This window comes from Methylobacterium organophilum, assembly GCF_022179465.1.
GTDB classification, from domain to species: domain Bacteria; phylum Pseudomonadota; class Alphaproteobacteria; order Rhizobiales; family Beijerinckiaceae; genus Methylobacterium; species Methylobacterium organophilum.
Genome location: NZ_BPQV01000013.1, coordinates 22,799 through 42,414, shown reverse-complemented (window position 1 = coordinate 42,414; position 19,616 = coordinate 22,799). Strand labels below are relative to the sequence as shown.

General features: G+C 71.1%; 14 protein-coding genes. 9 read left to right on the top strand and 5 right to left on the bottom strand.

The window, feature by feature from the left end; all coding sequences use genetic code 11:
* Positions 1 to 32 precede the first annotated feature (32 nt).
* Both purH and MFF21_RS19350 read left to right on the top strand, forming a co-directional pair.
* On the top strand, positions 33 to 1,631 hold the full coding sequence (purH, locus tag MFF21_RS19355; protein WP_238313100.1) for a bifunctional phosphoribosylaminoimidazolecarboxamide formyltransferase/IMP cyclohydrolase: 1,599 nt from the start codon (positions 33 to 35) through the stop codon (positions 1,629 to 1,631).
* Positions 1,632 to 1,677: 46 nt separating this feature from the next.
* Entirely contained in the window at positions 1,678 to 3,048 is a 1,371-nt protein-coding gene (locus tag MFF21_RS19350; protein ID WP_238313098.1) for a cytochrome P450, read from the top strand.
* A 96-nt stretch (positions 3,049 to 3,144) separates the two neighbouring features.
* On the opposite strand, the gene MFF21_RS19345 is transcribed toward MFF21_RS19350, so the two are convergent.
* The 4 genes from MFF21_RS19345 to MFF21_RS19330 form a co-directional block, all read right to left on the bottom strand.
* Positions 3,145 to 4,833 carry a cation acetate symporter gene (locus tag MFF21_RS19345; RefSeq protein ID WP_238313096.1) on the bottom strand — a complete coding sequence of 563 codons (1,689 nt, stop codon included), beginning with the start codon at positions 4,831 to 4,833 and terminating at the stop codon, positions 3,145 to 3,147.
* Positions 4,830 to 5,216, bottom strand: a complete 387-nt coding sequence (locus MFF21_RS19340) for a DUF485 domain-containing protein (protein ID WP_238313094.1) — start codon at positions 5,214 to 5,216, stop codon at positions 4,830 to 4,832. The genes MFF21_RS19345 and MFF21_RS19340 overlap by 4 nt, the downstream gene beginning before the upstream one ends.
* 158 nt (positions 5,217 to 5,374) lie before the next feature.
* Positions 5,375 to 7,324: an acetate--CoA ligase gene (acs, locus tag MFF21_RS19335; protein ID WP_238313091.1), complete on the bottom strand. Its 1,950-nt coding sequence runs from the start codon at positions 7,322 to 7,324 to the stop codon at positions 5,375 to 5,377.
* Between the two features lie 171 nt (positions 7,325 to 7,495).
* Positions 7,496 to 10,093: an ATP-binding protein gene (locus MFF21_RS19330; RefSeq protein ID WP_238313089.1), complete on the bottom strand. Its 2,598-nt coding sequence runs from the start codon at positions 10,091 to 10,093 to the stop codon at positions 7,496 to 7,498.
* Positions 10,094 to 10,340: 247 nt separating this feature from the next.
* Here MFF21_RS19330 and MFF21_RS19325 point away from each other — a divergent pair, with 247 nt between their 5' ends.
* Positions 10,341 to 10,802 carry a phasin gene (locus MFF21_RS19325; RefSeq protein ID WP_238313087.1) on the top strand — a complete coding sequence of 154 codons (462 nt, stop codon included), beginning with the start codon at positions 10,341 to 10,343 and terminating at the stop codon, positions 10,800 to 10,802.
* Between the two features lie 84 nt (positions 10,803 to 10,886).
* On the opposite strand, the gene MFF21_RS19320 is transcribed toward MFF21_RS19325, so the two are convergent.
* Entirely contained in the window at positions 10,887 to 11,414 is a 528-nt protein-coding gene (locus MFF21_RS19320) for a CreA family protein (RefSeq protein ID WP_373325061.1), read from the bottom strand.
* Between the two features lie 145 nt (positions 11,415 to 11,559).
* Here MFF21_RS19320 and MFF21_RS19315 point away from each other — a divergent pair, with 145 nt between their 5' ends.
* The 6 genes from MFF21_RS19315 (at position 11,560) to MFF21_RS19290 (ending at position 19,610) form a co-directional block, all read left to right on the top strand.
* Positions 11,560 to 12,546: a DUF2865 domain-containing protein gene (locus MFF21_RS19315; RefSeq protein WP_238313086.1), complete on the top strand. Its 987-nt coding sequence runs from the start codon at positions 11,560 to 11,562 to the stop codon at positions 12,544 to 12,546.
* Positions 12,547 to 12,686: 140 nt separating this feature from the next.
* The gene (locus tag MFF21_RS19310; RefSeq protein WP_238313084.1) at positions 12,687 to 14,930 is read left to right on the top strand and encodes an OmpA family protein; all 2,244 of its coding nucleotides are present in this window, start codon (positions 12,687 to 12,689) and stop codon (positions 14,928 to 14,930) included.
* Between the two features lie 459 nt (positions 14,931 to 15,389).
* Positions 15,390 to 16,682, top strand: coding sequence for a CmpA/NrtA family ABC transporter substrate-binding protein (locus tag MFF21_RS19305; protein WP_238313082.1), 1,293 nt, complete (start codon positions 15,390 to 15,392; stop codon positions 16,680 to 16,682).
* The gene (ntrB, locus tag MFF21_RS19300) at positions 16,682 to 17,545 is read left to right on the top strand and encodes a nitrate ABC transporter permease (protein WP_238313080.1); all 864 of its coding nucleotides are present in this window, start codon (positions 16,682 to 16,684) and stop codon (positions 17,543 to 17,545) included. Before MFF21_RS19305 ends, ntrB begins: the two co-directional genes overlap by 1 nt.
* 11 nt (positions 17,546 to 17,556) lie before the next feature.
* Positions 17,557 to 18,354 carry an ABC transporter ATP-binding protein gene (locus MFF21_RS19295; RefSeq protein ID WP_238313078.1) on the top strand — a complete coding sequence of 266 codons (798 nt, stop codon included), beginning with the start codon at positions 17,557 to 17,559 and terminating at the stop codon, positions 18,352 to 18,354.
* A 35-nt stretch (positions 18,355 to 18,389) separates the two neighbouring features.
* Entirely contained in the window at positions 18,390 to 19,610 is a 1,221-nt protein-coding gene (locus MFF21_RS19290) for an NAD(P)/FAD-dependent oxidoreductase (RefSeq protein ID WP_238313331.1), read from the top strand.
* Positions 19,611 to 19,616 lie beyond the last annotated feature (6 nt).

Below are 19,616 nucleotides of genomic sequence, written 5' to 3'. Positions count from 1 at the left end.
AGAACGCCTTTTCGAGACCGGACGAGCCTTCCATGTCGCGCGACCAGACCCGGGTGACCCGCGCCCTTCTTTCCGTTTCCGACAAGACCGGCCTCGTGGCCTTCGCCCGCGCCCTGGCGGAGCGCGGCATCGCCCTGGTCTCGACCGGCGGCACCCACCGCGCCCTGACCGAGGCCGGCCTCGCCATGACCGAGGTGGCGCAGCTGACGCAGTTCCCCGAGATGATGGACGGGCGCGTGAAGACGCTGCACCCGGCCGTCCATGGCGGCCTGCTCGCCATCCGCGACAATCCCGAGCATCAGGCGGCGCTGGCCGCCCACGGCATCGGCGCCATCGACCTGCTCGTGGTCAATCTCTACCCCTTCGAGGCGACGCTGGCCCGGGGCGGCTCCTACGACGACTGCGTCGAGAACATCGATATCGGCGGCCCGGCCATGATCCGCGCCGCGGCCAAGAACCATGCCGACGTCGCCGTGGTGGTCGACGTGGCCGATTACGGCACGATCCTCTCCGAACTGGCGGCGAACGACGGCGCCATCGCCGCCGCGACCCGCCGCCGCCTCGCCCAGAAGGCCTTCGCCCGCACCGCCTCCTACGACGCCGGCATCGCCAACTGGCTCGCCGGCGCGATCGAGCCGGAGGCCGCGCCCGCCTTCCGCGCCTTCGGCGGCAGCCTCGGCCAGGCCCTGCGCTACGGCGAGAACCCGCACCAATCCGCCGCCTTCTACCGCTCCGCCGGCACGCCGCGGCCCGGCATCGCCACGGCGCGGCAGCTCCAGGGCAAGGAGCTATCCTACAACAACCTCAACGACACCGACGCGGCCTATGAATGCGTGGCCGAGTTCGATCCGGCCCGCACCGCCGCGGTGGCGATCATCAAGCACGCCAATCCCTGCGGCGTCGCCGAGGGCGGCAGCCTGCTCGAAGCCTATGAGCGGGCGCTCGCCTGCGATCCCGTCTCGGCCTTCGGCGGCATCGTCGCCCTCAACCGGCCCCTCGACGCGGAGGCCGCCCGCAAGATCGTGGAGATCTTCACCGAGGTCATCATCGCGCCCGATGCGACCGAGGAGGCCCAGCGCATCGTCGGCGCCAAGAAGAACCTGCGGCTGCTGCTCGCCGGCGGCCTGCCCGATCCCCGCGCCGCGGGCGAGACCGTGCGCAGCCTCGCCGGCGGCCTGCTGGTGCAGGGCCGCGACGGGGCGGTCGTCGACGACATGGCGCTCAAGGTCGTGACGAAGCGCCAGCCGACGGAGGCCGAATACGCCGACATGCGCTTCGCCTACCGCGTCGCCAAGCACGTGAAGTCGAACGCCATCGTCTATGCCCGCAGCGGCGCCACGGTCGGGATCGGGGCCGGGCAGATGTCGCGGGTCGATTCCTCGCGCATCGCCGCCTGGAAGGCCGCGGAGGGCGCCAAGCGCCTCGGCCTGTCCGAGAGCCTCGCCAACGGCTCCGCGGTCGCCTCCGACGCCTTCTTCCCCTTCGCCGACGGGCTTCTCGCCGCGGCCGAGGCGGGGGCCACCGCGGTGATCCAGCCCGGCGGCTCGATGCGCGACGAAGAGGTGATCCGCGCCGCCGACGAGGCGGGGCTGGCGATGGTGTTCACCGGCACGCGCCACTTCCGGCACTGAGGGGCCGCGGCCTCTCGGACCCCGATCCAAGAGAGACGAGCGCAGGATGCGTGACGGCGCCCCGCCTTCCGACGGAGCGCCGCCACGTCTCGCGGCGCCCCCGCGCCCGCAGCGTCCGCTCACGCCCCTGCAGCTTCTCAGGACGGTGGCCTCGAACACCGTCGGCATCTTCGACGAAGCCCTGTTCGACGAGCTCGTCGTGGTGCGCCGCTACGGTCCGGTGCGGCTCGCCTTCGTCAGCGACCCGGCGGCGATCCGGCAGGTGCTCGTCGACCGCTTCGACGATTATCCCCGCGTGCCGATGATCAAGCGCCTCTACGCGGCGGAGATCGGCACGGGCACGCTGGCGACCTCCGGGGCGATCTGGTGGCGGCACCGCCGGATCTGCGCCGCGACCCTGGACCGGCGCGCCACGGCCCCGGACCTGCCCGGGCTGATCGCCCAATGCGAGGCGCTGGTCGCGGGCTTCGAGCCGCTGCTCGCCGAGCCGGTCGATATCGAGGCGCAGGCCGCCCGGATCTGGATCCAGCTCCTCAACCGGATGTCGGCGGGGGGCGACCTGGATTTCGTGCCGATCCTGAAATGGCTCTCGAGGGTGCCGCGCAAGCCCCGCGCCCTCGATCTGCTGCCGATGCCCGAATGGCTGCGCGACCGGGTCAGCTCGGCGCGGCAGAGCCCGGAGCGGATCGCCCTCCGGGCGCAGCTCGCCGCGATGATCGCGGCGCGCAAGGCGGCGGGCTATGCCGGCCCGCGCGACCTGCTCTGGCGGATCGCCCACAGCGCCGACCGCGCGACCGGCGAGACGCTGCCGCCCAACGAGATGGCCGACGAGGCGGCGAGCCTGGTGGGGGCCGGGGACGCCACCATCCGGGCGCTGACCTGGATCTGGTATCTTCTCGGCACGCATCCCGCGGTCGAGGCGCGGCTGCATGCCGAGCTCGACGCGGTGCTCGGCGACGGGCCGCTCCGCCCGGAGCAGTTGCGCCAGCTGCCCTATCTCCGCCGGGTCCTCGACGAGGTGATGCGGCTCTATCCGCCGATCCCGATCATCGCCCGCGTGGCGCGGGTCACCGACACGATCGCGGGCAAGAAGGTCCCCAGGGGCACCTTCGTCATCGTCGCGCCCTGGGTGGTGCACCGGCACCGGCGCCTGTGGGACGAGCCGGAGCGCTTCGATCCCGACCGCTTCACCGAGGCGCGCAGCGCCGACCGGCCGCGCTTCGCCCATCTCCCCTTCGCCGTCGGCCCCGGCGTCTGCCCGGGCTCCCACTTCGCCCAGACGCAGATGATGGTGATCGCCGCGGCCATCGCCCGGCGCTACCGCTTCCACTTGGCGCCGGACGCCAACGTGGTGCCCTTCGGCGCGATCAGCCTGCAGCCCCGCGGCGGCCTCTGGGGGGCGCTGGAGCGGCGCTGATCGGATCCGTTCAAACGAAGAAGCCCCGGCCGTGCGGAGCGGCCGGGGCTTCTTTTCGTCGATGACGGCGCCTCGCGGCGCCGTTGCTCGTGCCTGTCAGTGCGCGTGGGCGCCGGCGGCGCCGATGCCGGTCTCCGAACGCACGTATTGCGCGTCGAAGGCGGCCCGCTCGCGGTTGGCCCGGCGCGTCTTGTCCAGAAGCGACACCGCCCAGATCGTCACGAAGGCCAGCGGCATCGAGAACAGGGCCGGGTTGGCGTAGGGGAACAGCGGCGCCGGATGGCCGAGGGTCTTCACCCAGACCGCATCCGAGAGCACCACCATGGTCACCGCCGCCACGAGACCGACGAGGCCGCCGATCAGCGCCCCCCAGGTCGTGGTGCCGCGCCACAGGATCGACATCGCCAGGACGGGGAAGTTGCAGCTCGCCGCCACCGAGAAGGCGAGGCCGACCATGAAGGCCACGTTCTGGTTCTCGAAGACGTAGCCGAGATAGATCGCCACGATGCCGATGCCCACGGCGGAGATCTTGGAGAGGTTGACCTCCGCCTTCTCCGTGGTGCGGCCGCGGGCGATGACCTGGGCGTAGAGATCGTGGCTGATCGCCGAGGCGCCGGCCAGCGTCAGCCCCGCCACCACCGCGAGGATGGTCGCGAAGGCCACCGCCGAGATGAAGCCGAGGAAGTACGGCCCGCCCACCGCGTTGGCGAGGTTGACGGCAACCATGTTGGTGCCGCCGATCATGTCCTTGATCTTGTCGAAGGACCCGCCCGCGCCGAGCTTGAAGTAGGAGGGATCGGACATCAGCAGGGCGATGCCGCCGAAGCCGATGATGAAGGTGAGGATGTAGAAGTAGCCGATCAGGCCGGTGGCGTAGAACACCGACTTGCGGGCGGCCTGAGCGTCCGACACCGTGAAGAAGCGCATCAGGATGTGCGGCAGGCCGGCGGTGCCGAACATCAGGCCGACGCCGAGCGAGATCGAGTCGATCGGGTTCGAGACGAGGCCGCCCGGCGCCATGATGGCGTCGCCCTTCGGGTGGGTCTGCACGGCCGCGGCGAACAAGGCCTCGGGGCTGAAGCCGAACTTGTAGAGCACGGCCCCGGCCATGAAGCTCGCGCCGCCCAGCAGCAGGCAGGCCTTGATGACCTGCACCCAGGTCGTCGCCTTCATGCCGCCGAAGGCGACGTAGATGATCATCAGCGCGCCGACGATCACCACCGCGTAGAGATAGGGCAGGCCGAACAGGAGCTGGATCAGCTTCCCCGCGCCGACCATCTGGGCGATCAGGTAGAACGCCACCACCACGAGGGTGCCGGTCGCCGAGATGATGCGGATCGAGGTCTGGTCGAGGCGGAAGCTCGCCACGTCGGCGAAGGTGAACTTGCCGAGGTTGCGCAGGCGCTCCGCGATCAGGAACAGCACGATCGGCCAGCCGACCAGGAAGCCCGTCGAGTAGATCAGCCCGTCGAAGCCCGAGGAATAGACGAGGCCGGAGATGCCGAGGAACGAGGCCGCCGACATGTAGTCGCCGGCGATGGCGAGCGCGTTGGTGCGGGCCGAGATGCCGCCCCCCGCCGCGTAGAAGTCGGCGGCCGATTTCGAGCCCTTCGCCGCCCGGTAGGTGATGACGAGGGTGAAGATCACGAAGAAGAAGAACATCGTGACGGCCGGCCAGTTCGTGGCCTGCTGCTGCACGGCGCCGAGATCGGGGCCCGCGGCCAGGGCCGGGGCGGCCGCCAGCGCGAGGCCGGCGGCGGGGAGGAGGAGGCTGCGGCGGATCATCGGGCGAGGCTCCGGGCGAGGTCGGCCGAGAGCCGGTCGAAGCGGGTATTGGCGCGGGCGACATAGGCGCCGGTGAGCAGGAACGCGAAGACGATCACGAACATGCCCATGTAGAAGCCGAGGGAGGCGGTGCCGCCGACCTTGGTGGCCAGCAGCGCCTTGTCGAAGGCGATCAGGCCGATGAAGCCGAAATAGACGACGAGCATCAGGCCGGTGAGGATCCAGCCGTAGCGGGTGCGCTCGCGGACCAGGGTCTTGAAGGTCGGGTGCTCGGCGATCCGGTCGAGGTCGTGATCCGGCTCGGGCATCTCCAGGGCGCCGATGCCATGGATCGTCTGGGCCTGGGGCGTCACCGACGCTCCCGCCGTTTGCAGGGTGCTCATGGGGTTCCTCCCGCCTGTCCGGTCCCGTTCTGTCGGGATCCGCGGCCGGTTTTCTGGCGTGGGGGCGTGACAGGCGGATGTTGGCGCTCCGCTCCGTCACGCTTGCGGTCTGCCGGGCCTTCCGAAATGGAGGGCCTGCGATCGACTTGTGCGCGATCTTATGCCGGCCGGTTCTGCCGGTTCTCGATCAGGTCGTCAACGACCGCCGGCTCGGCGAGGGTGGAGGTGTCGCCCAGCGAGCCGAAATCGTCCTCGGCGATCTTGCGCAGGATGCGGCGCATGATCTTGCCCGAGCGGGTCTTGGGCAGGCCCGGCGCGAACTGGATCAGGTCGGGCGAGGCGATCGGGCCGATATCCTTGCGGACCCAGGCGACGAGCTCCTTGCGCAGCCCGTCCGAGCCCTCCTCGCCCTCGTTGAGAGTGACGTAGGCGTAGATGCCCTGGCCCTTGAGATTGTGCGGGTAGCCGACCACCGCCGCCTCCGCGACCTTCGGATGGGCGACGAGGGAGGATTCGACCTCCGCCGTGCCCATGCGGTGGCCGGAGACGTTGATGACGTCGTCCACCCGGCCGGTGATCCAGTAATAGCCGTCCGCGTCCCGGCGGGCGCCGTCGCCGGTGAAGTAGAGGTTCTTGTAGGTCGAGAAATAGGTCTGCTCGAAGCGCTCGTGGTCGCCGTAGACCGTGCGCATCTGGCCCGGCCAGGAATCCTTGATGCAGAGATTGCCCTCGCAGGGGCCGTCGAGCTCCTTGCCCTCGGCATCGACCATCACCGGCTGCACGCCGAAGAAGGGCCGGGTCGCCGAGCCGGGCTTGAGCTTGGTGGCGCCCGGCAGCGGCGTGATCAGGATGCCGCCGGTCTCGGTCTGCCACCAGGTGTCAACGATCGAGCAGCGCTGCTCGCCGACGACGTTGTAGTACCATTCCCAGGCCTCGGGATTGATCGGCTCGCCGACGGAACCCAGCACCCGCAGGGATTGGCGCGAGGTCTTCTTCACCGGGCCCTCGCCGCCGCCCATCAGCGAGCGGATCGCGGTGGGAGCGGTGTAGAAGATGTTGACCTTGTGCTTGTCCACGACCTCCCAGAAGCGGGAATTCGACGGATAGGTCGGGATGCCCTCGAACATCAGCGTGGTCGCGCCGTTCGCGAGCGGGCCGTAGACGATGTAGCTGTGGCCGGTGACCCAGCCCACATCCGCCGTGCACCAGTAGACGTCGCCCTCGCGGTAATCGAAGACGTATTCGTGGGTCATCGAGGCGTAGACGAGATAGCCGCCGGTGGTGTGCACCACGCCCTTGGGCTGGCCGGTCGAGCCCGAGGTGTAGAGGATGAAGAGCGGATGCTCCGCCTCCACCGCCTCGGCCGGGCATTCGTCGGTCACCTGGGCGGCGGCCTCGTGGTAATAGACGTCGCGGCCCGGCTCCATCGCCACGGCGCCGCCGGTGCGCTTCACGACGACGACGTGCTCGACGAGGTCCTTGTCGAGCCGCTTGATCGCCTCGTCGACATTGGCCTTGAGGGGCACCTTGCGCCCGCCGCGCAGGCCCTCGTCGGCGGTGATGACGACCTTGGAGCCGCAGCCGCTGATCCGGCTCGCCAGCGAGTCGGGCGAGAAGCCGCCGAACACGATGGCGTGGATGGCGCCCAGCCGCGCGCAGGCCAGCATGGCGTAGGCGGCCTCGGGGATCATCGGCAGGTAGAGCGTGACCCGGTCGCCCTTGCCGACGCCGCGGTTGCGCAGGACGTTGGCCATGCGGCACACCTCGGCGTGCAGCTCCCTGTAGGTGATGTGCTTCGACTCGTTCGGGTCGTCGCCTTCCCAGATGATCGCGGTCTGGTTGCCGCGCTTGGCAAGGTGGCGGTCGATGCAGTTCAGCGCGACGTTGGTCTTGCCGTCCTCGAACCACTTGATCGAGACGTTGCCCGGGGCAAAGCTCGTATCCTTGACTTTGTGGTAGGGCTTGATCCAGTCGATCCGCTTGCCGTGCTCGCCCCAGAACGCGTCCGGATCGGCAACGGAGGCCGCATACATCTCCCTGTACTTGGCATCGTCCACGTGGGCGCCCTGGCGCCATGCGTCCTGGACCTCGACGACCTTCTCAGACATCGTGTTTCATCCCTCGAGGTGCCCGATCGTATCGCGAAGCTTGCGCAGCCGGGTCTTTCCGATCCGTGGTTCTAGGCTCTCCGGAAACGGGGCAGCAAGCACCATTTAGTCCAGGGCTTTGCGGGATCGGCAGATTGTTATGGCCGGCCCCGCGCGCGGTCGGCGGGGCGGTCATGCGGCCGGGAACATCATCTCGACGAGGGTGCCCTCGTTCTTGCGGCTGGAGATGCGGAAGCGGCCGTGATTGGCCTCGACGATCGCCTTGGTCAGGGTGAGGCCGAGGCCGCTGCCGCCGCCCGGATGGGCGGTCTGGACCGGTCCGAAGGGTTCCAGCGCGTTCGCCACTTCCTCCGGCGTCATGCCGATGCCGGTGTCGCGCACCCGCAGGGCGATCTCGCCGCGCTCGGCCAGGGTCGTCGAGACGATGACCTGGCCGCCGGCTTCCGTGAAGCGCACGGCATTGGCGATGACGGTGAGCGCGGCCTGACGCAGGGAGCGCTCGTCCGCATGCAGCCTCCGCAGGTCCGGGGCGAGGCTGGTGCGCACGAGGACGCGTTCGCGCGCCGCCTGGGGCTGCACGGCGGCGATGCAGCCCGAGACGAGGTCGTTCAGGGCGATCTCGGTGGGGGCGAGGCCGGCGCGCCCCGCCTCGATCTGCGCGAGTTCGAGCAGGTCGTTGACGATGGCGAGCACGTGGCTGCCCGCGTCGCGGATGTCGCGCAGGTAGTCGCCGTAGCGCTCGCTGCCGAGCGTCTCCAGCGGTGCCTTCATCATCGCGTCGGCGACCTCGATGATGCCCGTCATCGGCCGGCGGATCTCCTGGCTCGCCTTGGCCAGGAAATCCGCCTTGCGCAGGGCGGAGGCTTCGAGCTCCCGGCGCGCCGCGGCCTGCTCCTCGCGCAGGCGCTTCGCCTCGCCGCGTTCCGTCAGGACGGCGCTGAAACGGGCGGCGTCCCGGCCCGGGAGGCGGGCGAGGCGCAGGCTCACGGGATCGCCGCCGGGCGCGTCCTTGGGCAGGATCTCGCCGGCCTCGCCGGTGCCGGCGCGCTCGGCCGCGGCGATGGCCGCCCCGAGCGCCGGGGCGCTTTCGGGGGCCAGCAGGTCGCGCAGGGCGATGCCGACCACCTCGCGGGGATCGCCCCGCAGCCGGGCGGCGGCGCTGCGGTTGAGGGAGAGCACCCGGGCCGTGTCGTCGAGGGTCAGCACCCCGTCGGGCAGGCTGTCGAGCACGTCGCGCAGGGCCTGCTCGCGGGCGGCATGGCTCTCGGCGACATGGGGCGGCACCACGGGGGAGGGCGGCGCGACGCGGGCGAGCAGCAGCTCGGCCGGAGCGCCCTCCCAATCGAGCCGCGCCCGCTCGACGAGCAGGGGCACGCTGCCGCCATCCGCGGTGGCGCAGGGCACGACCTCGCCGGCTTCGCTGCGCTCGGACGGCGCGAGCCCGCGGAAAAGCCGCGCGATGCCCGCTTCCCCCTGCAGGGCCGAGCGGTCGGGAAAGCCGGTCAGGCCGAGGAACCGGGTATTGGCGAACAAAACCGTGTCGTCGCGATGCACCAGCACCCCCGCCGGCAGCTGGTCGAGCACCTCCGCCAGGGCGGTGGGCATCGGTTCGGGACGCCAGGGGCGGACGGGCTGCGGGGCTTGGTTGTCCTGCGACAGCTCGCCGTCGAAGCGCACGCCGAGGGCGCGCGCGATCTCCCGGAAGGCGGTCTGCTCCGTCTCGGACAGATCCGTCGCCGGCGGCTCGGGGTGCCGGCGCCAGGGGGACGCCGCCGGCTCGGGCAGGGCCTCGGACGGGGAGGCGACCGTCTCCGCGGCGAGCGAGGCCGGCTCCGGAGCCGAAGATTCGGGGGCCGCCGGCGCGGGCATGGCGGTGTCCGGCGCGTCGGCTGCGTGCTCGTCGATCTCCGGCTCGCCGAGCACGGGTTCTTCGGTCCCGATCGCCGCGCGCGGAGCGTCCGCGATGTCGTCCGACGCCCGGTCGGGGTTTGCGGGATGGCGTGCGCGCAGGAGGCCGAAGCCGGCGAAGCCCGCGAAGGGCTGCCCCGGCCGGGCGGCCGGCATGCCGGACAGCTCGGCCTCCGCCGTCGCGCCCGAGCCTGGCGCGACGACGCGGACCGGCTGCGCCCGGAAGGTCGCCTGCGTGGCGAGCGCGGCCGCGAGGGCCTCGCCGCGCACGATGCCCCGCGCGAACAGCTCCGCCCAGGATTGCCCGACCAGGAGCGGCGCCAGATCGGCGGCGGCGCCCGAGATCGCGGTCACCACGTCGGCCGCGTCCGAGCGCCACACGAAACGGCCGGTTTCCGGCCGCGGCGGCGCGGCGTCGCCCGGGCCGTCCGGACCCTTGTCCTGCGGCGGGTCCGGGGGCGTGTTTTCCGGCGCCGCGGCGACGGCCTTTCCGGGGAGCGGCGGCAGCTTCGGCAATGCGCCGAACGGGGCCAGGACGAGGGCGGGCCGGCCGTCCTCCAGCGTGGCCAGGGCCGCCCGGCAGGTGACGGGGGCGGCGAGGCCCCGCGGATCGAGACGCAGCCGGAACAGCCGGGCACGGGCACCGGCGCCGCCGGCCCGCTCGATCTGCCGGGCGAGGCCCAACGTCTCCGCGACGCGTCCCTCGGGATCCGCGATGCCCGCGCGCAGCCCGCGCGCCGGGGGAGAGGCGAACAGCACCCGCTCGGCCCCGGTGTCGAGCACGAGGAAATGCGCCTCCTGCCCGCGCAGCAGGCCGCCGAGCTCCGCGCCGGCGCTCCAGCGGGGGAGGGCGTCGGTCACGGCCGCTTCGTCAGGGGTCGCAGCTGGCTGCATCAGGGTATCGGGTATCCGTAGCCGGCCTTCGCGCAAGGGCCTGTGCTGAGTTTCTAGGGGTGGCTTGTACCCCGGACATAGACTTCGGCGAGCGCCGACACACGTTTATCAACTGTTAACCCTAATCAGCCTCGCCGGGGCTGGAAATCGCCGCGGCCTGTGTTATTGTGCAGTGCACAATCGCTGTGTGAACCAAAAACTCGAGGAGACGGACATGGCCGAGACCCCGAATTACGAGATCCCCACCGAGATGCGCGATTTCGCGGAGAAGAGCGTCGACCAGGCCCGCAAGGCCTTCGACTCCTTCATCGGCGCGGCCCGGCGCACGGCCGAAACGGTGAGCGGCTCGGCCGATCTCGCCCGCAGCAATGCGAGCAACCTGTCCACCCGCGGCTTCGAATACGCCGAGCAGAACGTGAACGCCGCGTTCGACCTGGCGCAGAAGCTCGTCCGCTCCCGTGACGTGAACGAGGCCATGCAGCACCAGGCCGAGTTCGTCCGCTCGCAGTTCGCCGCGATCCAGGCCCAGGCCAAGGAGTTCGGCGGCCTTGCCCAGAGCGCCTTCCAGCAGGGTGCCGAGAACGCCAAGAGCGCCGTGCAGCAGGGCGTGAGCGAGGCCCGCGACGCCTTCAACCAGAATGCCGAGGCCGCCAAGAAGGCGACCGACCAAATCTGATACCCCTTCGCGGTTTTCCGCGGACCGGGCCGGCGCGATCACCGCGCCGGCCCTTTTCGTGTCGGGCCTTCAGCCCCGTCCGGCTCAACCCTTGAGGAAATCGCCGCATTTGGGCGGCGGCTCCGTGCCCCAGGGGGCGAGGGGGACGCTCGAGGTGGAGTTCTTGGGCGAGCCCTGGATCACCTTGTCCGAGTAGACCATGTAGATCAGCGTGTTGCGCTTCACGTCGCAGCCGCGCACGATCTGCATCGACTTGAAGATCAGCGACCGGCGCTCGCTGAACACCACCTCGCCCTGCTTGAACTTGTCCTTGAACTGAACCGGCCCGACCTGCCGGCAGGCGAGCGAGATGTCCGACACGTCCTCGGCGAGGCCGAGGGTGCCCTTGATGCCGCCCTTCTCCGGCTGGGTGTACCAGCAGGCGACGCCCGCCACCGCCGGGTCGTCGATGCCGTAGACGACGAGCTTGTCGTTGGGCGTGAGCGGCCGCCAGACCGTCGACTTGTCGAAGATCCTGTCGGGCTCCTGCGCCTGTGCCCCGTTCCCCGCCAGGGCCGCGAGGCCCAGGCCGAACACCCCCGCAAGACCCATGGTGCGCTTCAGCCACATCATTCCCGCAATCCCCGCAAAGCTGCGCCGTTGTGATGTGGGGTGTCTGTTGCCGGTCTGCGAGGAGGTTTATTCAGGACGTTGATTTGCCCGACGCGTCCCGCTGCCCCTTTCGCGGGCCGTGCCCCGCCCGACAGCAACCCGAGCTATGCCGTTGATTCGTAGGTCGACACGTCTGCCGGTTGCGCTTCTCCTGCTCGCGCTGTTCGCCGTGCCGTTCCTCCCGGCGGCCGCGCGCGCGGACCAATGGGCCTGCCAGCGCTACAAGGCCGAGCTCGCCAACCTCAACAACGGGGCGAGCGCCGCCGAGGCCCTGCGCAACGAGATCGGCCGCCTCCAGGCCTATTACCGCAGCCTGAACTGCGAGGGCGGCAAATTCCTGTTCTTCGACACCCGGCCGCCCCAGTGCGGGGCCGTGGAGCAGCGCATCCGCGCGCTCAATGCCGGCTACGGCTCGGAGAACGGAGAGGTCGTCTCGGCGCGCCGCCGCCAGCTCACCCAGGCGGTCGCCACGGCCTGCGGCGACCAGCCGCCCGGCACCGGCCTGCCCGGCGAGCAGACCGCCCGGGGCGGCCATCAGGTCATCTGCGTGAAGACCTGCGACGGCTCCTATTTCCCGATGAGCAACCTGCCCGAGGGGCGCTCGGGGGCCAACGACATGTGCCAGGCCCTCTGCCCGGGCACCGAGGCCGTGGCCTATTCGATGCCGGCCGGCGACGACGCCCTCAAATACGCGGCGACGGTCAAGGGCAGCCGCGCCTACACGGCGCTGCCCAACGCCTTCAAGTTCCGCACGAGCTTCACGCCGAACTGCTCCTGCAAGCGCGAGGGCCAGACCTGGGCGCAGTCCCTGGTCAAGGCCGAGAGCATGCTGGTGCGGCACAAGGGCGACATCTTCGTCACGCCGATGCAGGCGGAGGCGTTGTCGCGGCCGAAGGTGCGCCTCACCCTGGTCGGCCGGGCCGACCGCACCGCCGCCGAGATCGCGGCGGATGCGGCGCAGCGTTCGGGCACGCTGTCCGACGGGGATGCCGCGGGCGGCAGCCCCGCGGCGACGGGCAGCGCCGCCCCGCAGAACATCCGCGTCATCGCCCCCTCGATGATCCCCGTGCCGGCCCGGACGGGCGCGCCCTGACCGGCTGATCCCCAGGATGTGAACGGCCCGACCCCGGGTCGCCGCCGGCTCTGCGGCGGCGCGGAGGCGCCTGCGGCGTGGAACCATATCGGCCCGACCGAGTTCGGATCCCCCGATTGCGTTTCACGAAGGCTGACCTGATGGGGATGACCCGCTCGCTGCTTCTGACGGGCACGATCCTGCCCACCCTGCTCCTGTCCGGGCCGATCGCCGCCCGGCCATCGGGCGAGGGGCTGACCGGCCGGATCGAGCTCGCGCAGGCGGAGGAACCACGGGGCGGCCCCCGCGGCCCCGGTGGCGGCGAGCGCGGCGGTCCGGAGCGTGGCGGTCCCGGCGGCGCGGAGCGTGGGGGACCGCCTCCGGGGCGGCCCGAACGGGCGGCCCCGCCCGAGCGCCCGTCTCCCGCCGAGCGGCCCGGTCCCGCGGCCCGGCCGGAGCGTCCCCCTCCCGCGGAGCGCCCTGCGCCGGCGGAGCGGCCGGCCCCCTCGGCCCGTCCCGAACGTCCGGCGCCGGCGGAGCGTCCCGCCCCTGCCGAGCGCGCGGCGCCGCCCGCGGCCCGCGAGCGTGCCCCGGAGCGCCCGCCCGCCGCCGAACGGCCCGATCGGGCGCCGGCCGCCCGCCCCGATCGCTCGGAGGAGCGCCCGACGCCGCCCGCGGCCCGGGACCGCAGGCCCGGCCCCGACCGGGAGGCTCCGGACCGCGCCGCGCCCAATCGCCCGGACGAGAGGTCCGGCCCCGCCCGCTCCGAGGAGAGGCCTGAGCGGGCGACGCCGCCCCGCCCCGGCGCGGCGCCGAATGCCCCGCCCCCGGCCCCGCAGAACCGGTCCACGCCCCCCGCGCCGAACCGGCCCGCTGGCGCGGAGACGCCGCCGCCCGCGCGCCCCGGCGCCCCGGCGCAGCCCCATGCGGCCCCGCCCGAAACGCCGCCCCCGAGCCGCCCCGGCCAGCCCACGGCCCCGGGCGCGCCGCCGCCCAACCGTCCCGGCGAGCCGGAGGCGCCGGCCGCGCGCCAGCCGGAGACGCCGACCCCGCCGAACCAGCGGCCCGGCGTGCCGGGCCGTCCGGTCGCGCCCAATCAGCAGCCGGGCGTTCCCGGCCGTCCCGTCACGCCTCCCGGCGCGCAGCAGCCGGCCGTGCCGCCGGGCACGCCCCCGGGGACGCCGCCCGGGCAGCCCGTGCCGCCCAATGCGCAGCAGCCCGGCGGGCGCCTGCCTCCCGGCCAGGGACCATCCAACCAGATCGCGCCCGGCCAGCCGAACCAGGTTCCGCCGGGTGCTCCGCCCCAGCCGGGTCAGCCGGGCTACCAGCCTGGCAATGCGGGTGGCTACGACCGCCGCGACGCCTCGGATCGGCGCGACGCCTATGACCGCCGCGACGGCGCCGAGCGCCGCGACCGCTTCAACGTGCCCGGCGGCCCCGGCTACATCCCGGGTGGCTTCAACGACAACGATTACCGGGTGCGCGACTACGACACCGTCCGCCGCGATCGCCGCGAATACGATGTGGACGGGCGGACCTATATCCGCGAGCCCGGCCGCATCATCGTGCGCGACCGCGACGGCTATTTCATCCGCCACGACGAGAACGAGCGCTTCCGCGAGATCTACGGCGACCGCGGCTATCGCAGCGAGCGCCGCGGCGGCGAGATCTACAGCTATGTCGACAGCCCCGGGGGCGGCCAGGTCGTCACCGTGGTGGACGACGACGGCCGCCTGCTGCGCCGCTACCGCCGCTACGGCGACGGGCGCGAGGTCTTCCTGATCAACAACAGCTATGGCGGGCCGCCGCGGCCGATCTACGAGGACGTGGTCGACCTGCCCCCGCCGGACATCCGCATCCCCCGCGACCGCTACATCGTGGATTACGAGCGGGCGGACGAGCGGACGGTCTATCAGGCTCTCTCGGCGCCGCCGGTCCAGCCGGTCGACCGGCGCTACACGCTCGATCAGGTCCGCTACAGCCCGCAGCTGCGCGCCCGCATGCCGAGCGTGGACATCAACACGATCAACTTCGATTCCGGATCGTTCACGGTGACGCCCGACCAGGCGCAGCGCCTCTCGACCATCGCCGCGGCGATCAACCAGGCGGTGAAGGCCAATCCGCAGGAGGTGTTCCTGATCGAGGGCTATACCGACGCGGTCGGTGCGGAGGTCGACAACCTCTCCCTCTCCGACCGGCGGGCGCAATCGGTGGCCTCGGTGCTGACCCAGACCTTCCAGGTGCCGCCGGAGAACCTCACCACACAGGGCTACGGCGAGCAGTACCTCAAGGTGAATACCCAGAGCGCCAACCGCGAGAACCGCCGCGTCACGGTCCGTCGCATCACCCCGCTGCTCCAGCAGCAGGCGGAGGGCCAGCCGTCATCGGCTCCGCCGCCGCAATAATCCGGCCGCCGCCCGATCCTGGGCGGGAGCCGTGACGATCGCGAGCCGGCCCGACCTGGAAAAGGTCGGGCCGGTTTTTTCGTGGAGGCGTCCACCCGGCATGGCCGCATGCCTCTCCGACGCCAAGCCCCTTCCCATGCGCGCCTTGCGCAGGGGATGAACATTCGCTCAAAAATTGTGCAGTGCATCGGCGCTGCTGCCGTCCGGGGCACGCTCCGGTCACGCTTCGGCACCCTTCGCCCGCGCTGCGGCGAAAGGAGACCGGCCGCCGCTCCGCGGGCGCCGGCGAAAGTTGGCATGCTTCGTGCTGGATATCCCGCATAGGCCGGTCAACGAAGATCGGCCCACCGTCAGCAAAGCCGCTGATCCGATGTTCGCACGCGACGATTTTTGATCGCGCAGGCGATCCCGGATGGCGGCTTTTTTCATGCGCGATGGCGCCGGGGGGACGAAGATCAGATGAGCATCGACCCGAGCAACACGACACGCCGTGGCATCATCAAGGGGGCGGCCGCCGCGCTGGCGCTCGCCGGGGCGGCGCGCGCCGCGCTGCCGGGCGGCGCCTTCGCGCAGGGCGCCGGGCCGGAGGTCAAGGGTGCCAAGCTCGGCTTCATCGCGCTCACCGACGCGGCCCCCCTCTTCGTCGCCAAGGAGAAGGGCATCTTCGCCAAGTACGGCATGCCCGACACGGAGGTGCTGAAGCAGGCCTCCTGGGGCACCACCCGCGACAACCTCGTGCTCGGCTCCGAGGGCAACGGCATCGACGGCGCCCACATCCTGTCGCCGATGCCCTACCTGATCTCCGCCGGTCGGGTGACCCAGAACAACGTGCCGGTGCCGATGTACATCATGGCCCGGCTCAACCTGAACGGTCAGTGCATCTCGATCGCGAAGGAATACCTCGACCAGAAGATCGGCCTCGACACCAAGCCGTTCAAAGCCGCCCTCGAGGCCAAGAAGGCCTCGGGCAAGTCGGTGAAGGCGGCGATGACCTTCCCGGGGGGCACCCACGACCTCTGGATCCGCTACTGGCTCGCCGCCGGCGGCATCGACCCGGACAAGGACATCGAGACCATCGTCGTGCCGCCGCCCCAGATGGTGGCGAACATGAAGGTCGGCACGATGGACTGCTTCTGCGTCTGCGAGCCGTGGAACGAACAGCTCATCCACCAGGGCATCGGCTACACGTCCGTGACCACGGGCGAGCTCTGGAAGGACCATCCGGAGAAGGCCTTTGCCCTGCGCGCGGCCTGGGTCGACAAGTATCCGAACGCGGCCAAGGCCCTGCTGATGGCGGTGATGGAGGCCCAGCAATGGTGCGAGAAGCCGGAGAACCGTGAGGAGCTCGCCGGCATCGTCGCCAAGCGCCAGTGGATCAACGTGCCGGTGGCCGATGTCGTCGACCGGATGAAGGGCAAGTTCGACTACGGCACCGGCCGCGTCGTCGAGAACAGCCCCTTCACCATGAAGTTCTGGGCCGACAACGCTTCCTACCCCTACCAGAGCCACGACCTCTGGTTCCTCACCGAGGACATCCGCTGGGGCAAGTTCGAGGCGACCACCGACACCAAGGCGCTGATCGGCAAGGTGAACCGCGAGGATCTGTGGCGCGACGCCGCCAAGGCGCTCGGCGTCTCCGCGATCCCGACCTCCACGTCCCGCGGCAAGGAGACGCTGTTCGACGGCAAGGTCTTCGACCCGGCCGATCCTGCCGCCTACCTCGCCAGCCTCGGCATCAAGAAGGTGGCGTGATGGCGACCGGAGCCACCCTCTCGAACGCCGCGGGCGCCCGCGCCGTGGCCAAGGCCCGCGGGCCGCTCGTCACCCTGGCCGGTCTGCGCGCCTTCGCGGCTCGGATCGTGCCGCCGCTCGTCGTGCTGGCGGGCTTCCTGCTCCTGTGGGAGGTGCTCTGCTCCTCCCCGACCGCCGGCCTGCCGGCGCCCTCGCGGGTGCTGTCGGAGGCGCACGACATCATCGTCGATCCGTTCTTCGACAATGGCGGCACCGACAAGGGCCTGTTCTGGCATATCGCGGCGAGCCTCAAGCGCGTCGCGCTCGGCTTTTCCCTGGCCGTGGTGGCGGGCGTGCTGCTCGGCACCCTCGTCGGCCAGTCCGAATGGGCGATGCGCGGCCTCGACCCGATCTTCCAGGTGCTGCGGACCATCCCGCCGCTGGCCTGGCTGCCGCTCTCGCTCGCCGCATTCCGCGACGGTCAGCCGAGCGCGATCTTCGTGATCTTCATCACCTCGATCTGGCCGATCATCATCAACACCGCGGTCGGCATCCGGAACATCCCGCAGGATTACCGCAACGTGGCGGCGGTGATCCGGCTCAACCCGATCGAATTCTTCTACAAGGTCATGCTGCCCTCGGCGGCGCCGTACATCTTCACCGGCCTGCGCATCGGCGTCGGCCTGTCCTGGCTCGCCATCGTGGCGGCCGAGATGCTGATCGGCGGCGTCGGCATCGGCTTCTTCATCTGGGACGCGTGGAACTCGTCGCATATCAGCGAGATCATCGTCGCCCTCGTCTATGTCGGGCTCATCGGCTTCGTCCTTGACCGGCTGGTGGCTGGGGTGGGCGTGCTCGTGACCCGCGGCACCAGCGCAGCGTGAAGCGAGCCGCCATGACCCATCTCTCCCTCTCCCAGGTCGGCATCTCCTTCCGCCGCGGCGGCAAGACCTCCGAGGTGCTGCGCGACGTGAATCTCGACATCGCCAAGGGCGAGTTCGTCTCGATCATCGGGCATTCGGGCTGCGGCAAGTCGACGGTGCTCAACATCGTCGCCGGCCTGCTCAAGGCCTCGACCGGCGGCGTGCTCCTCGACGGCAAGGAGGTGAATGCCCCCGGTCCCGACCGCGCGGTGGTGTTCCAGAACCACTCCCTGCTGCCCTGGCTCACCGTGCGCGAGAACGTGGCGCTCGCCGTCGACAAGGTGCTCAAGGGCAAGAAGTCGAAGGCCGAGCGGGCGCAGTGGATCGAGCACAACCTCGCGCTCGTGAACATGATGCACGCCGCCGACAAGCGCCCCAGCGAGATCTCCGGCGGCATGAAGCAGCGCGTCGGCATCGCCCGGGCGCTGGCCATGGAGCCGACCGTGCTCCTGATGGACGAGCCCTTCGGGGCGCTGGACGCGCTCACCCGCGCCCATCTCCAGGACCAGCTCATGGAGATCCAGACGCGGCTGCGGAACACCGTCATCATGATCACCCACGACGTGGACGAGGCGGTCCTGCTCTCCGACCGCATCGTGATGATGACGAACGGCCCCTCGGCGACGATCGGCGAGATCCTGCCGGTGCCGCTGCCGCGTCCGCGCCGCCGCCTGGAGCTCGTGGAGGATGCCACCTACGTCCATGCCCGCGCCGCGGTGCTGGAGTTCCTCTACGCCCGCCACGCCAACCCCGCCGCCCTCGCCGCGTGAGCTTGGAAGGGGGATCGGGCATGGGCGCGCAGGCCATGGGTGGAAAGGAGCGGCTCGTCGTCGTCGGCAACGGCATGGCCTCGCTCCGTTTCCTGGAGCGGCTGACCGAGCGGGCGCCGGGGCGTTACGACGTCACCGTCGTCGGCGCCGAGCCGGTCGCCGCCTATAACCGCGTGCTGCTCTCCTCGCTGCTCGGCGGGGAGGTGGACGAGGCCGCCTGCGGCTTCCGCCCGCTCTCCTGGTACGACGATCACGGCATCCGCCTGATCACCGGCGCGCCGGTGACGCAGATCGACCGGGAGAACGGGTTGGCCATCGTCGGGGAGACGCATGTCCTGCCCTTCGACAGGCTGGTCCTGGCGATCGGCTCCCTGCCGATCCGCCTGCCCCTGCCCGGCATCGACCTGCCGGGCGTGCTCACCTTCCGCGATTTCGCGGACGTGGCGGCGATCCGCAAGGCGGCCGTCGAGCACGCCAAGGCCGTGGTGATCGGCGGCGGCCTGCTCGGGCTCGAGGCCGCGGTCGGGCTCGCCCGGCTCGGCGTCGACACGACGCTGATCCACGTCATGGACCGGGTGATGGAGCGCCAGCTCGACCACCATGCCGCCCGCCTCGTGCGCGCGGCGATGGAGGCCCGTGGCGTCAAGGTGATGCTCTCGGCCGACACCGCCGCCATCGAGGGCGACGGCAAGGTCGAGCGGCTGGTGATGAAGGACGGCACCGTGGTGCCGGCCGACCTCGTGGTGATGTCGGTGGGCATCCGCGCCTCCATGGCGCTGGCGCAGGGCTGCGGCCTCGCCTGCGGGCGCGGCATCACCGTCGACGACCGCATGACCACCTCCGACCCGCGCATCTTCGCGCTCGGCGAATGCGCCGAGCATCGCGGCGTGGTCTACGGCCTCGTCGAGCCCGCCTACGAGCAGGCGGAGGTGCTGGCGCGGCATCTCGTCGGGGAGGCGGCGGCCTATCTCGGCACGTCCCTTGCCACGAGCCTGAAGGTGTCGGGCCTGCCGGTGTTCTCCGCCGGGGTGGTCGACACGCCCGAGGGGGCCGAGGCGATCGTGATGCACGACGCCTCCGCCGGGCTCTACCGCAAGCTGACGATCGTGGACGGCACGCTGATCGGCGCCGTCTTCGTCGGCGACATCGCCGAGCAGGCGCGGTGCAAGGACCTGATCCGCACCGGCGCGGCGCTTCGACCTGAAGACCGGGACGACCTGATGTTCGGCCCGTCCGTGAAACCCCTCGCAGCGTGAGTGAGG

Bases quoted from the DNA above. Each gene is read 5' to 3' on its own strand.
- purH (WP_238313100.1), top strand. From the start codon at position 33: ATGTCGCGCGACCAGACCCGGGTGACCCGCGCCCTTCTTTCCGTTTCC.
- MFF21_RS19350 (WP_238313098.1), top strand. From the start codon at position 1,678: ATGCGTGACGGCGCCCCGCCTTCCGACGGAGCGCCGCCACGTCTCGCG.
- MFF21_RS19345 (WP_238313096.1), bottom strand. From the start codon at position 4,833: ATGATCCGCCGCAGCCTCCTCCTCCCCGCCGCCGGCCTCGCGCTGGCG.
- MFF21_RS19340 (WP_238313094.1), bottom strand. From the start codon at position 5,216: ATGAGCACCCTGCAAACGGCGGGAGCGTCGGTGACGCCCCAGGCCCAG.
- acs (WP_238313091.1), bottom strand. From the start codon at position 7,324: ATGTCTGAGAAGGTCGTCGAGGTCCAGGACGCATGGCGCCAGGGCGCC.
- MFF21_RS19325 (WP_238313087.1), top strand. From the start codon at position 10,341: ATGGCCGAGACCCCGAATTACGAGATCCCCACCGAGATGCGCGATTTC.
- MFF21_RS19320 (WP_373325061.1), bottom strand. From the start codon at position 11,414: ATGATGTGGCTGAAGCGCACCATGGGTCTTGCGGGGGTGTTCGGCCTG.
- MFF21_RS19315 (WP_238313086.1), top strand. From the start codon at position 11,560: ATGCCGTTGATTCGTAGGTCGACACGTCTGCCGGTTGCGCTTCTCCTG.
- MFF21_RS19310 (WP_238313084.1), top strand. From the start codon at position 12,687: ATGGGGATGACCCGCTCGCTGCTTCTGACGGGCACGATCCTGCCCACC.
- MFF21_RS19305 (WP_238313082.1), top strand. From the start codon at position 15,390: ATGAGCATCGACCCGAGCAACACGACACGCCGTGGCATCATCAAGGGG.
- ntrB (WP_238313080.1), top strand. From the start codon at position 16,682: ATGGCGACCGGAGCCACCCTCTCGAACGCCGCGGGCGCCCGCGCCGTG.
- MFF21_RS19295 (WP_238313078.1), top strand. From the start codon at position 17,557: ATGACCCATCTCTCCCTCTCCCAGGTCGGCATCTCCTTCCGCCGCGGC.
- MFF21_RS19290 (WP_238313331.1), top strand. From the start codon at position 18,390: ATGGGTGGAAAGGAGCGGCTCGTCGTCGTCGGCAACGGCATGGCCTCG.